Source organism: Brevibacterium sp. Mu109 (assembly GCF_900169375.1).
Lineage (GTDB): Bacteria > Actinomycetota > Actinomycetes > Actinomycetales > Brevibacteriaceae > Brevibacterium > Brevibacterium yomogidense_A.
In genome coordinates this window covers 24,857-37,632 of the sequence record NZ_FXZF01000009.1, presented here as the reverse complement: position 1 = coordinate 37,632, position 12,776 = coordinate 24,857, and the positions used below count along the sequence as shown (strand labels likewise).

General features: G+C 68.2%; 13 protein-coding genes. 5 read left to right on the top strand and 8 right to left on the bottom strand.

Translation table 11 applies throughout. The features are described 5' to 3' along the window. Position 1: 1 nt before the first annotated feature. Positions 2-817: an HpcH/HpaI aldolase/citrate lyase family protein gene (locus BSP109_RS07085; RefSeq protein ID WP_087006305.1), complete on the bottom strand. Its 816-nt coding sequence runs from the start codon at positions 815-817 to the stop codon at positions 2-4. Between the two features lie 83 nt (positions 818-900). On the opposite strand from BSP109_RS07085, the gene BSP109_RS07080 reads away from it, so the two are divergent. Next, a complete protein-coding gene (locus BSP109_RS07080; RefSeq protein ID WP_087006302.1) occupies positions 901-1,446 on the top strand; it encodes an isochorismatase family protein in 546 nt (181 codons plus the stop codon). A 110-nt stretch (positions 1,447-1,556) separates the two neighbouring features. On the opposite strand, the gene BSP109_RS07075 is transcribed toward BSP109_RS07080, so the two are convergent. From BSP109_RS07075 to BSP109_RS07065, 3 genes are read right to left on the bottom strand one after another with little or no spacing between them, the layout of a single operon-like run. Then, positions 1,557-2,564 (bottom strand): glycine betaine ABC transporter substrate-binding protein, encoded by a 1,008-nt coding sequence (locus BSP109_RS07075; protein WP_101599829.1) that lies wholly within the window; start codon positions 2,562-2,564, stop codon positions 1,557-1,559. A 37-nt stretch (positions 2,565-2,601) separates the two neighbouring features. After that, positions 2,602-3,528, bottom strand: a complete 927-nt coding sequence (locus tag BSP109_RS07070; RefSeq protein ID WP_101599828.1) for a proline/glycine betaine ABC transporter permease — start codon at positions 3,526-3,528, stop codon at positions 2,602-2,604. After that, a complete protein-coding gene (locus tag BSP109_RS07065; protein WP_101599827.1) occupies positions 3,525-4,931 on the bottom strand; it encodes a glycine betaine/L-proline ABC transporter ATP-binding protein in 1,407 nt (468 codons plus the stop codon). Before BSP109_RS07065 ends, BSP109_RS07070 begins: the two co-directional genes overlap by 4 nt. A gap of 478 nt (positions 4,932-5,409) precedes the next feature. On the opposite strand from BSP109_RS07065, the gene aroD reads away from it, so the two are divergent. Then, positions 5,410-6,156 (top strand): type I 3-dehydroquinate dehydratase, encoded by a 747-nt coding sequence (aroD, locus tag BSP109_RS07060; RefSeq protein ID WP_101599826.1) that lies wholly within the window; start codon positions 5,410-5,412, stop codon positions 6,154-6,156. A 33-nt stretch (positions 6,157-6,189) separates the two neighbouring features. On the opposite strand, the gene BSP109_RS07055 is transcribed toward aroD, so the two are convergent. Genes BSP109_RS07055 through BSP109_RS07045 form a run of 3 tightly spaced genes read right to left on the bottom strand, consistent with a single transcriptional unit; the run spans position 6,190 to position 8,232 of the window. Beyond that, entirely contained in the window at positions 6,190-6,612 is a 423-nt protein-coding gene (locus BSP109_RS07055) for a DUF4235 domain-containing protein (protein WP_256970263.1), read from the bottom strand. Beyond that, on the bottom strand, positions 6,594-7,532 hold the full coding sequence (locus BSP109_RS07050; protein ID WP_256970262.1) for an aminotransferase class IV: 939 nt from the start codon (positions 7,530-7,532) through the stop codon (positions 6,594-6,596). Before BSP109_RS07050 ends, BSP109_RS07055 begins: the two co-directional genes overlap by 19 nt. Positions 7,533-7,566: 34 nt before the next feature. Further along, on the bottom strand, positions 7,567-8,232 hold the full coding sequence (locus BSP109_RS07045) for a TetR/AcrR family transcriptional regulator (RefSeq protein WP_101599825.1): 666 nt from the start codon (positions 8,230-8,232) through the stop codon (positions 7,567-7,569). A gap of 188 nt (positions 8,233-8,420) precedes the next feature. Between BSP109_RS07045 and BSP109_RS07040 the strand changes: the two genes are divergently transcribed. From BSP109_RS07040 to BSP109_RS07030, 3 genes are read left to right on the top strand one after another with little or no spacing between them, the layout of a single operon-like run. Next, positions 8,421-9,536 carry a TRAP transporter substrate-binding protein DctP gene (locus BSP109_RS07040; RefSeq protein ID WP_180959640.1) on the top strand — a complete coding sequence of 372 codons (1,116 nt, stop codon included), beginning with the start codon at positions 8,421-8,423 and terminating at the stop codon, positions 9,534-9,536. Position 9,537: 1 nt separating this feature from the next. Further along, positions 9,538-10,848 carry a TRAP transporter large permease gene (locus BSP109_RS07035; RefSeq protein ID WP_087009203.1) on the top strand — a complete coding sequence of 437 codons (1,311 nt, stop codon included), beginning with the start codon at positions 9,538-9,540 and terminating at the stop codon, positions 10,846-10,848. Positions 10,849-10,864: 16 nt separating this feature from the next. Continuing rightward, a complete protein-coding gene (locus BSP109_RS07030) occupies positions 10,865-11,413 on the top strand; it encodes a TRAP transporter small permease (RefSeq protein ID WP_087009201.1) in 549 nt (182 codons plus the stop codon). Positions 11,414-11,423: 10 nt separating this feature from the next. Here BSP109_RS07030 and BSP109_RS07025 read toward each other — a convergent pair whose 3' ends face one another. Continuing rightward, positions 11,424-12,635: a VIT1/CCC1 transporter family protein gene (locus tag BSP109_RS07025; protein WP_101599823.1), complete on the bottom strand. Its 1,212-nt coding sequence runs from the start codon at positions 12,633-12,635 to the stop codon at positions 11,424-11,426. Positions 12,636-12,776: the final 141 nt, after the last annotated feature.

Sequence of the window (12,776 nt, the reverse complement as noted above, 5' to 3'; positions counted from 1 at the left end):
GTCAGTACCCCTGACGCGGAGCGGCCTCGGCGGCCTGTGTACCGGTGGCATGCGCACGGATGGCGGAGTGGCCCTGCGCAAGCCCCCGGGCGAAGACTGAGAGGTCCGCGCCGTCGGAGAGGACGGTGAAGCCCTTGTCCCACGCCATCTGCGCGAATTCGACCGACGGGCAGAAGATGCCGGTCGCCGTGCCGGAATCCCGGCCCGCTGCGACGACCGCATCGAGGGCGTCGAGGAAGGACGGGTCGTCCCAGCGACCGGGGACGCCCAGGTTCGTCGACAGGTCCAGGGGACCGACGAAGAGCACGTCGACTCCGTCGACCTCACCGATCGCGCGAGCGTTCCGCACCGCCTCCGGCGTCTCGATCTGCGGGAGGAAGACGGTGAACGCGTTCGCATTCGCCTGACTCACCGCAGGATCGCCGCCCCGGTAGAGGTCGTGCGGGAGGCCGAACGCCGAACCCCGCTGGCCCAGGGGCGGATACTTCATCCACGAGACCATCTCCGCGGCCTGCTCGGCAGTCTGTACCCAGGGCATCATGATGCCCTCTGCGCCGGCGTCCAGAGCAGTCGTCACGAGGTCCTTGCGGTGTCCCGCGACCCGCACGAAGGACGCGATGTCCAGGCGCCGCGAGACGGCGAGGGAGTTCCTCACGTCGTCCAGCGACCAGCCCGTGTGCTCGAGGTCGTAGAGGATCCAGTCGGAGCCGCCCTGCGCGGCCAGTGCACCGATCCCCGTCGTCGCGAATTCGAGGGTGAACATTCCTACCTGGGGAGCGCCCGTGCCCAGGGCCTCCTTGAACGTCGTCGTCGTCATGCCGCCACAGTAGCGGACGCGCGCGTCTCCTGCGCCGTCAGCGCCGGTCGCGGTCCGGGGAGCCGGCGTGGGATCCTGGAGCCATGGATGCTCTTCTTCTCGTCGACACGACCCGCGAACATCTCCCGTCGCCGGCACCGCAGCCGCTCATCGATCTGGTCGACCGCGCCCGAGGCGTCGGCGGGGTCATCGTGCACGTCGCCGACCGCTCGGTCGACGATGTCGCGGACGCAGCGGACGCATCAGGCGCGACGGACGCCGTAGACGAAGCAGACGCAGCTGGCGCAGCCGACACAGACGCTGCGGACGACGCAGACGTCCAGCCGCAGATCGATTCCGTGGTCGGCACGACGACGGACGAGCTCGTCCTCGTCTCCGCGGTGCCGGACGCCTTCGAAGGAGTCGACGACCTTGCGGAGGGGCTGGACGACCTGGGGGTCGATCGGATCATCATCGCGGGATCGAACGCACGCGGAGCACTGCTGGAGTCGGCGGCGGCAGCGCTCGCGATCGGCTTCGAGCTCACCGTCGTCCGCGACGGGATCGGCGAGCCCGGTGAGTGGGTGGAGGAGCTGGAGGCCGCGGGTGCGGTGGTGAAGAGCGGCGCGGACGTGTGGCTCAAGATGTGACGGCGCGCAGTCGTCGCGCGTGCGATCTTCTCGCATGCGAGGAGGGCCGGGAGCGGACGTGATGTCCGCTCCCGGCCCTCATCGTGGGAGCCGTGGTGCCTGCGCGGGTATCAGCCCGCCAGTGCGCCGGCCTTCCAGTCTTCGACGAACGACTCGTTGTCGCCGACCCACTCTTCGACGGCGCCGTCGAGGTCTTCGCCGCCGTAGTTGTCCTCGGAGAACATGACGTTCTCCAGGCTGGACAGGTTCTCGTCATCGATCACGAGGTTCTTCAGGAGCTGCGTGGCCCCCGGGTTGTCATCGGAGAACCCGGGACGTGCGAAGTTGTAGATGACCTCCGCGTCGCCCATGGCGCCTTCAGGATCCTCGAGGTCGCGGACCGGGAACGCGTCGTAGGCCCAGTGCGGACGCCACAGGGTCACGAGGACGTCGTCACCCGCCTCCGTCGATGACTGCAGCTGCGCGAGCATCGCCGGGGTGGACGAGATCGCGAACTCGTAGTCCTCGAGGCCGTAGGTCGGGATGGCCTCTTCCTCGGTCACACGGGTGAGACCGGCTCCGGCCTCGATGCCGTAGATGGTGCCGCCGAAGTCGTCGACCATATCGGGCAGGTCGGCGATCGACTGCGCTTCCGAATCCTCGTTCACGGCGAGGGTCAGCTTCGCGTTGTCGTACCAGCAGCCGGCGGCTTCGAGGTCGTCGCCGAACTGCGCGATGTAGTCCTCGTGGGTGACGGGCAGCCAGCCGTCCATGACGAAGTCGATGTCGCCTTCCGCGACGGCGGTGAACGCCGGTCCCGCGTCGAACGCCTCGACGGCGACGGTGAAGCCGTCCTCCTCGAGGACGTGCTTCGTGAGGTGCGCAGCGGCGAAGGACTCGTCCCAGCCGTTGAACGCACCGATCGTGATGTCCTTGTTCTCGTCGGATGCGACGTCCGCCTCTGCGGACTCTTCGCCCGGCGTGCAGTCTGACCAGTCGGTCTCGCCGCTCGCTGCGGTGTCGCCGCTCTCGTCACCTCCACCGCCGTCGCTCCCGGCTTCCGTGGCACCGCAAGCGGTGAGGGCGAGGATACCGGCCGCCAGTGCGCCGGTCAGCGGCATGAGCTTCGTAGCCTTCATGTCTGGACTCCCTTTCGTGAGTAGTCGTCTGTTCCGCTCAAGCGGTTGCGCGCTTGGCGCGCTCGAGCGGGGTCTTCTGTCCGAGTCCTGCGGTCATGCGGTCCAGGAAGACCGCAATGATGACGACCGCGAGCCCGGCTTCCACACCGATGCCCACGTTGAGCCGGCTGATCGCGCCGACCACTTCACCGCCGAGGCCGCCGGAGCCGGCCATGCCGGCGAGGACGACCATCGACAGGGCGAGCATGATGACCTGGTTGATGCCGGCCATGATCGTCGCCATGGCCAGCGGCAGCTGGATCTTGAAGAGGATGTGCGACGGGGTGGCGCCGAATGCCTGTCCGGCCTCCACCTTCTCGCCGTCGACCTGGCGGATCGCCAGTTCGGTCAGCCGGACGCCCGGGGGCATTGCGAAGATGATCGTCGCGAAGGCGCCGGGGACGATCCCCACGCTGAACATCACGATCGCCGGGACGAGGTAGGCCAGCGCCGGCATCGACTGCATGAAGTCGAGGACCGGCTTGACGATCGTCGACACGACCTGCGATTTCGAGGCGAGGACACCCAGTGGCAGAGCGAGCGCGAGCGCGACGATGACCGCCACGATCACGAGCGCCAGCGTGGACATCGAGTTCTCCCACTGGTCCAGCGCCCAGATGGCGTAGAAGCCCAGGAACGTGAAGAGTGCGACCTTCCAGTTCGACGCCGCCCACGCGATGCCCGCGAAGATCAGCATCATCATGATCACGAGGAGGGCACGCAGCACGCTGGATTCGGCGATCGTCTCATTGTCCACGAGTACCTTCGGGAACGACAGGACGAGGAAGAGGCGCTCGTACGAGGTCTGCATGAGCCACGTGAAGCCGTTGATTAGCCATTGGAAGACCACACCGAACCAGCCGATGAACGCATCCGCCCAGTCGCCCAGCGGGATCCGGGGGTAGAGGAAGTCGAGGTAGCTCATCGGTCAGCTCCCTTCGTGTCGTCGGCCGGGCCTTCGAACGCGGGGCCACTCGCCCCGTCTGCGAACGTGGACGATGCGGCGTGAGCCGGCTCATCCTGGTTCCCAGCGGCTGCGATGCCCGGCTTGGGCTCCGGAGCGTCCGAGTCGTCGAGTGATGGATCGACATCGTCCTGGGGCTCGACTGATGTTGGCAGGGGAGTCACAAGGGGCATCTCGCCCGTCTCCGGCCCCAGCTGCGACATCGAGTTGAGCACCGCGATGCGGGGGATGACGCCCAGCAGGCGATTGTCGTCGTCGACCACTGCGAGCGGCACGCGCGCTGTGGAGGACGGTGCGAACAGTTCCGACAGCGGAGTGTCCGGCCCGACCGTGAGGATGCCCTCGGTCTCGATGTGGTCGCTGAGCGCGGTTGCCTCTTCCCGCGCGGCGCGGACCGCGGCACTGTCCGACACGGCGCCCAGCAGGTGCCGGGTGTTGTCGATGACGAACAGGCCGGACACGCGTTCGCGCTCGAAGAGGCGCATCGCGGTGCGCGGGTTCGCCGAGTGACGGACTACGGCGTTGGTGTCCTGCATGATCGACGACGCGGTGAGCACACGGGTGCGGTCGACGTCCTGCACGAAGTTTGCGACGTAGTCGTCCGTAGGGCGGGTGAGGATGTCCTGTGACGTACCGATCTGAGCGATCCGGCCGTCGCGCATGACCGCGATCCGGTCGCCCAGGTACATCGCCTCGTTGAGGTCGTGGGTGATGAAGACGATCGTCTTCCCGAGGGAGGCCTGCAGTTCGACGAGCTGGTCCTGCATCTCGCGACGGATCAGCGGGTCGAGTGCGGAGAACGCCTCATCCATGAGGAGGATGTCCGTCTCCGCGGCGAGCGCGCGGGCGAGGCCGACGCGCTGCTGCATTCCGCCGGACAGCTGGCTCGGGTACTTGTCGCCCCAACCGCCCAGACCGACCGTGTCCAGCCACGTGTCGGCGCGCTCGATGGCTTCACCGCGCGCGACGCCCTGGAGGTTCAGTGCGTAGGCCGCGTTCTCGCGAACCGTGCGGTGCGGGAGGAGCGCGAAGTGCTGGAAGACCATGGAGATGTGATCGCGGCGGGCCTGACGCAGTTCGGTCGTGCTCATGGCGCCGATGTCGTTGCCGGCGATCTCGATCGTGCCGGCGGACGGTGTCCAGAGGCCGTTGATCATGCGGATCAGAGTGGACTTGCCCGATCCGGACAAGCCCATGACGACGAAGATCTCGCCCTTGCTGACTTCGAAGCTCGCATCGATGACGGCTGCGGTGCCCAGGTCGGTGAGATCGGAGCGGTCAGCGCCTGCCTTGATGCGCTTGACCACCTCCTTCTCGTTCCGTCCGAAGACCTTCCAGACGTGCGAGGCGCGGACTACTGCCACGTGACCGCATCCTTCCTATCGTGGACGTTTCTCTCGACGAACCCGGGTGACGACCGAAGGGACCTGGTGTCGGGACCTGGTGTCGACCTCGGTCGTCGGAGAACCGACCGGTGGTGGGGTGAGCGAACGGCTGGACGACCGGACGCACAGCGCGTACACCGGACGTCGCCGTGATTCCATCGACTCAGTCTAACCCGGTGCTTGTGGATAACTCTGTGGAGTATGGAGGTGAGGGTCAGGCGGCACCAAGAATGCTCACATCGTCAGCGCTCTCACCTGCAGGAACGTCGTGCCACCTCGTTACCCTATTGTTAGGCGGTTTCCGAGTGGTCCTTGTGCGGACTCTCAAGAACGAGGTCATCCGCGTACGCTCGTGAGCGGTGTGCCACGATGCGGAACTCCCGGAGCAGCGCTGCGGACACGGGTGCGGACCGGCTTCCCCTGACCGGGACGTCACGGGCGTCGGTAGAGTGCCGACATGAAGCCGCTCCCGTTCGTGCCCGATGCCCGTCCCGCGATCATCGTCCCGATCCTCGCCCGGACCGGCGAGGCAGCTGCGCGTCAGGCGATCGCGGCGTCCTCCCACGAAGGGGTCGACGTCTACGAATGGCGGATCGACCCCCTGTTCGCGCCCGATCGGCATGAGGGGCGAGAGGGCATCATGGCTGAGCTCGAGCGCTCATACGACGCCTTCGCCCGGTCGCAGATCCCGGCCCTCGTCACGGTCCGATCGGAGGCCGAGGGCGGATACTGCCCGGTCGACGCGTATGCGGACGCCGTCTCAGCGGCGATCTCGTTGGCGCCCGAGGCGGTCGACGTGGAGCTCGGGCGCGGTGGATCCGCAGAGCTCCTGTCCGCAGCGCGTGAGCGGGGTGCGGCGACCATCGCGTCCGCGCACGCGTGGGAGTCGACGCCTTCGGCGAGTGAGCTCGACGAGCTGTTCGCCCAGATGGCAGGGGCCGGCGCGGATGTGGCCAAGGTCGCGGCGATGCCGCACTCCATGGACGATGTGCTCACGCTGCTGGGCGCGACGTGGCGCGCCTCCCAGGCGCACGAGATCCCGGTCATCGGGATCGCGATGGGGGAGCTGGGCCGTGTGACGCGACTCTGCGGTGCGGAGTTCGGATCGGCGGCGACGTTCGCGACCGTGGGCACGGGCTCCGCGCCCGGTCAGATGACTGCGGAACAGGTCGACATGGTCAGGTCGATCCTGCTGCGCGGCTGAGCGCCGACTCCGCGTCGCTCAGCCGCTGCGCGCTCAGTTCTCGAGGCGCGCCTTGTTCGGGCGCATCGCCTTGGGCAGCGATTCCTCGCCGAACCTGTTGCGGATCGTCTTCGCCGCGTAGCGCTGGATCGTCAGCTGCACGACTGCGACTCCCACTCCGGACACGATCGTCCAGGCGAGGGCTTCGCTGAGGCCGATCTCATCGTCGTTCGGGTTCATCGGGACTGCGCGGTGCGTCGACTTCTCCCACACCGCGGCGAGCGCCTTGCGGGTCGCCATCGCGGCGAGTGCCGTGCCGCCCACGCCGATGATCTGCCATGCGATCTTGCCCATGTTCTCCTCCTGCTGATGGCGGGTGCGCTGCGTCTTCCTCCTCAGCCTAGCGTCTGCGGCGAGCGGTCGCGCAGTGGCGGCGAGGGTGCGGCCCGAGGCCGTGATCAGGCTGCTCGGATCCATCCGTGCAGGCGGGACGTGGAGGCCGGGTCGTGCGGGAGGGTCTTGCCGTCGACCTCGAGCACCGGGACGGCCGTGCGGACGGAGGAGACGAGCCATGCCGCGTCCGCTTCGAGGACGTCGTCGATCGTGAGGTCCGCGTATGCGACGGCCAGTCCTGCGGCCTCGGCGCCTGTGAACACCGCGCGCTGGGTGGTGCCGTGCAGCAGTCCCGCGCGCGGATCGGGAGTCAGCAGCGTGTCGCCTCGCTGGATGACGAGGTTCGACGTCGGGCCCTCGAGGACGATGCCGTCGTCGGACACGAACAGCGCTTCGTCCGCGCCCTGCGCGACGGCATGGCGCGCGGCGGCCTGGTTGACCGCATAGGACAGGGTCTTCGCGCCGATGAGCAGCCAGGGCGCGGACTCGCCCACGTAGGCGTCGTACCCGCGGTTCAGCGTGACGACGCGGACCCCGTCCGTGCGCTGCGCCCGCTGGCCGTCGGTCACTCCGATGGGGAACGCCCAGCCCCGGGCGCCGTGCGGGACGCCGGCGGCGCGATGCGCGGTCGGATCGGCATGGGCATCGAGCCCGCGGGACATGGCGTACCGGACGGAGAACTCTGTGACGGGCCCACGGGCGGTGCTGAGGTCAGCACTGCCGATGACTGCGGTGATGACTGCGGCGACCGCCTCCTCGAAGAGCTCCCGCGGCGGTGCCGGCAGGTCGAGCATCGCGGCGGACTGCTCGAACCGTGTGAAGTGCGGTCCCTCGCTGTGCACGCGGGGTGCGCCGGTCTCTGCGTCGACGGAGACGAGGACGGTCTCGAAGATGCCCTCTCCCCGGTGGATCGCGAGGTCCTCGACGGGGAACTGGGCCGACTCCAGGTGCGTGCTGGTGACCGTTCCGGCATCGATGTCGATGAGGGCGAGGGCTGTTAGCATGCGGCCCATCGTAGGCCGGGAATGATCGATGCGGTCAGCCGCGGCGGGTTACCCCGTCCGTCCAGACCTCTGCGAGGGTCTTCGCGATCGAGGCGACGGACGCGGGTGACGTGTTCCCGTACCCGGGGTTGAACCGCTGCAGCGCGTAGAACTCCGTCATGGACCCCAGCAGCTCTGCGGCCACACGGGTGTCGAGGTCGGGGCGGATCGAGCCCTCGCGGATGCCGCGGTCCAGCGAGTGCTGGATGCGGACGTGGAAGCGGCGGCGCGCGTAGAGTCCGATCTCCGCCACGTGCGGATCCGAGGGCGCGAGTTCGATGAGGATGCCGAAGAGGTCGTGGTTCTCCCCGTAGAGCTCGAGGTAGGCGAGCGTCGTCGCCTCGACCGATGCGCGCGGATCATCGGGGTCCCACGGGGTGCTCACCGATCGGTACACGTCCTCGTGGAAGATCGTGAGCAGTTCGAGCATGAGGGATCGGCGGTCCTCGAAGTACCGGTAGAACGCCCCTGCGGAGATGCCTGCCGCGTCAGTGATGTCGGAGACGCGCACGAGCCCGTATCCGCGCTCGCCGAAGAGCCGGCGAGCCGACGCCAGCAGGCGTGCGCGGGTCTCGCGTCCCTTCGGGGTGGTGGGGCGGGGAGGGGTGGGTGGTGTGGGAGGGGGCTGCGGCTTCGGGGGAGTGTCCTGACGTCTGTCCATGGTCATCTCGTTCGGATGTCGGAAGTGGTCGGTGGAACGGAGTCTACGACGGAGGGTCGCACGGACACCGCTCGAAGGAAAAGTGAGATCATCTTTACAGAATGCCGATTCCACCGTAGCGTGTGGCGCGGTCGCCGATGGAGGCGACGCTCGACTGTGGACCACGTGGACTCGATGAGGAGATCGCGATGAGATGGAAACTGCCGCCTGTCAGGGCGGCCGGAGCGGCAGTCACTGCGTGCCTGCTGGTGAGCGGCTGCGCGACTGCAGAGGCCGGTGAGCAGCCGACCGTGCTGCGGGTGTCGTCGGGCCTGAGCAGCCTCAACATCGCCTGGACGGCGGGCTCCATCCCATGGATGGAGGAGGTCGAGGAGAGGACGGGCGGCGACGTCACGTTCGAGTCGTTCACCGGCGGCGAGCTCGTCGAGCTGCGCCGTGAGACGCACGCGCTGGAGTCGGAGGTCATCGACATCGCGCTCATGCTGCCGATCTACCAGCCGGACCAGTACCCACTCGTCGAAGTGACGATGCTCCCGCTGAAGGAGTCCGACACCCTCATCGGCTCCACGGCGTGGAAGAGCCTCGTGGAAGGCGAGGAGGCGCTCTTCGACGGCCAGACGTACCACGAGTGGCAGTTCGAATCGGAGGGCCTGAAGGCCCTGCCCCTCCACACGACTCCGGAGTACTCGGTGTCGACGACGGGCGCCGCGTTCGAATCGACGGAGGTGCTCGAGTCGCTCCAGCTGCGTACCGCCTCACGCGTGCAGAACATCACCGCAGAGCTCTTCGGGGCGAACACGGTGTCGATCCCCAACGCGGAGGCGTACGACGCCCTGAGCCGCGGCACGATCGACGGCGGGTTCGCCGCGGTCGCGGACTGGGGGAACTACGGCCTCCAGGACCTCTACCGGACGACGCTCACCGGCGTGAACTTCGGGCACTTCAATCTCAACATGGTCATGACCGACGACACGTGGAACTCCTTGGACCCGGAGGTCCGGGACATCATGCAGCAGGCTCTCGAGGACACGTACGAGCAGGCGGCGGGCACGTGGATGGACCGGACGGACGAGACGCGCTCCTACAACGAGGACGAGGCCGACGGCCGGTTCGTCGACCTCGCCGATGTCCCCGACGAGGTGCGGACGCCGATCGAGGAATCGGCGAGCGCCACGTGGACCGAATGGATCGACATGATGGAAGCGCGCGGACTGCCCGGCCGGGAGGCCGCCGAGCAGTGGAAGAAGGCGGTCGAGGACGCCGGCGGAGAGGTGCCGGACGGCGCCCTCGAGGACGGTGCCTGACATGGGTGCAGAGATCGTCATCGCCATCACCCTCGTGCTGTTCCTCGGTGCGCTCGCGGTCGGTGCGCACATCCACACCGCGCTCTTCCTGGTGGGGATCGTGGGGATCCTCCTGCTCGAGGGCCCGGGGATGGTGCTCGGAATCGTCGGTCCCCAGCCGTTCGGCAGAGTCGCCGCCTATTCGCTCACCACGATCCCCCTCTTCGTGCTCATGGCGCAGTTCGTGCTGCAGGCGGGCATCGTCAAGGACGTCTTCACCCTGGTGAGCCGCGCGTCGCGGGGCAGGGCGGAACCCCTCAGCGCCCTCACGGTCACGGCGGGAGGTCTGCTGGGGGCGGTGTCCGGGTCGGGCTCCGCGACCTCCGCCGCGCTCGGCAGGGTCGCGATGCCGGAGCTCACGCGATACGGGATGTCGCCACCGCTCGCGGGAGCGACCGCTGCCGCCGCCGGTTCGCTGGCGGGCATCATCCCGCCGAGCATCATCCTGATCATCTACGGCGTCGCGACGGAGACGGCGATCGGCAACCTCTTCATGGGCGCGATCCTCCCGGGCCTCGCCGTGATGCTCGTCTACGTGGTCGTCGTCATCGTCCTCTACGCCATCGATGAGAAGAAGGCGGGGAAGCCGCGGGAGCCGTTCGTCGCAGAGCCGATCGGGATCGGGCGCACTGCGATCGCGCTGGGAACCGGTGCCGTGATCGTCGTCGTCGTGTTCGGCGGCATCTACTCCGGGATGGTGACGCCCACGGAGGCGGGTGCAGTCGGATCCTTCGCGGGGTTCGTCTCCGCCCTGCTCCTGAAGAAGGTGAACCGTGAGTTCCTCACGACGGCGCTCACGGAGACGGTCAAGATCTCCTCGATGGTGCTGCTGATCATCATCGCCGCGCAGGTGTTCAGCAAGTTCGTCTCGCTGTCGCTCATCCCCCGCCGCCTCATCGACGCGCTGGGACCGCTGGTGGATCGTCCGATGCTCCTCCTGCTCGTGCTGGCGGCCGTGTTCTTCGTCCTCTTCATGTTCCTGGAGGGGGCGGCGGTCATCCTCATGACCGTGCCGATCCTGCTGCCGGTCATCGCGGAGACTGACATCGACCTGCTCTGGTTCGGCGTCTTCATCTCGATGCTGTGCACGGTGGGTACGATCTCGCCGCCCGTGGGGTTGTCCGTCTTCGCGGTATCGGGGGCGACGGGCGTCCCTTCGGGGCCGGTCTTCCGCTACACGGTCTGGATCGCGCTCGTGACGACTGCGCTCGTCGCTGTGGTCATGATCCTGTTCCCCGAACTGGTCACCTGGATTCCATCCCTCGCGGGATGAGTGAGGAGTGTCGACAATGACTGAGATGCAGGCATATCGCCGCTTCAAGAAGGTGACGACCGCGGGCGCGGTGCTGAGCGGGATCGCGGTGTTCGTGCTGATGGCGTTCATCGTCACGGACGTCGTCCTGCGCAATCTGGGCGGCGCCTCGATCCCGGGCGGCTTCGAGATCGTGGAGAACTACCTCCTGCCCCTGATCGTCTTCCCGTCCCTGGCATGGGTCTGCGGGTCCGGCATCATGCCGAACATGGATCTGCTGATCCCCCGGCTGTCGGGGAAGGCCCGTCATCGGACGGTGCAGGTGATCGTCGCGGTGGAGGTCGTCGTGATCGGAGTCGTGTTCCTCGCGGCAGCGGTGCACGGCGTCTGGCACGTCGTGCACCAGTCGTCGTTCCTCGCGGGACTGACGATGCTTCCGCAGTGGCCGACCCAGCTGCTGGCCCCGCTGGGGCTGGGCCTGCTGTTCGTCGAGTGCTGCTTCGTGCTGCTCGTGAATCGGAAGCGCGACGAGGCCGGCTTCACCGTGGATCGCGGACCCGCCGAGGTCGTGCCGGACGGGCTCTGACCCGCGGCGGTCACGCGACGGAGGTCCCGAAGAGGAGACCCAGGAGGTACGTGACCGCGGCGGCGCCGAAGCCGATCGCCAGCTGGCGGAGCGCTCGGGGCAGCGGTGCGCGGCCGGAGAGGATGCCCACGATCCCACCGGTGACGAGCAGTGCCAGCCCCACGAGCGCAGCGGCGAGGATCACGGCGGGCGTCCCGTTCATGCCGAAGACGAACGGCAGGATCGGGATGACGGCGCCGGAGGAGAAGAAGCAGAAGCTCGAGATCGCCGCGCTCAGGCCGGTGCCCAGCTCCTCGTGGTCGTCGGCCGTGCCCGTGGCGGGTGCCGGGTCGCCGCGGTGCCCGGCGATCGGCCGGCGGTGCACGGGCGACTGTGCGGCGCGGATCTGAGTCGAGGCGGCCGAGGCCGCCTGGTCCTCGTCCATGCCGCGGGCGCGGTAGACGAGCGCGAGTTCGTTCGCGTCGAGGTCCAGGTGGGGGATCACGTGGCGGGACTCCGGGTCCGGCTCCGAGGCCTCGAGCAGCTCTCGCTGCGATCGCACCGACACGTATTCGCCGGCTCCCATCGACAGCGCGCCTGCCAGCAGGCCCGACACGCCCGTCAGCAGGACCGCGGCGGGGGTCATGCCGGCCGCGGCGACGCCGAGCACCAGCGCCAGGTTCGACACGAGGCCGTCGTTCGCTCCGAACACCGCGGCGCGGAAGCTGCCGGAGAGCCGGGCCCGCGACTGCTGCGCGAGCGCCCTCACGACCTCGGCGTGGATCGTCTCGTCGGCCGCCATGCGGGAGGTCGCCCACCGGTCCGTGGCGTAGGGCGACTGCGATTCGGACTGCTGGGCGAGCGCGAGCACGAACACGGAGCCGAACACCCGGCCCAGGAATGCGAGGACGAGAGTGCCGAACGACGGGCGTCGGCGCGGCTCCGCGTAGTCGCCCAGCAGGGTGATCCAGTGCTGCTGGTGCCGGGCCTCCGCCTCGGCGAGCGCTGTGAGGATCTCCGCCTCCTCGCCGTCGCGGCGCTGGGCGAGCGTACGGTAGAGGCGCTCTTCGAGCCGCTCGTTCGCGAGGTGCTTCTGCCACCGGCGCACCAGCGCGCGGTCGGGACCGGACAGGGTGTCCGACACCGTGTAGATGGGACCGGTGAGCGGTTCGCGATCCTCGTCCGGGGTGAGTGCGGGTCCTCGGGAGTCCGCCCCCGGATCGTCCGGTCGCTGGTCCGTCATGCGTGTCGTGCTCCCTCGGAGCGCCCGGAGGGGGCGCTGATCGTTCGTCCGGTGTGCGGTGGTCCGCGTTCGTGGAGAGTCTAGGAAACCACCGCGGTGAATTCAATACTTGCGCAACTGGTTGATCGATTGGGGAGGAGC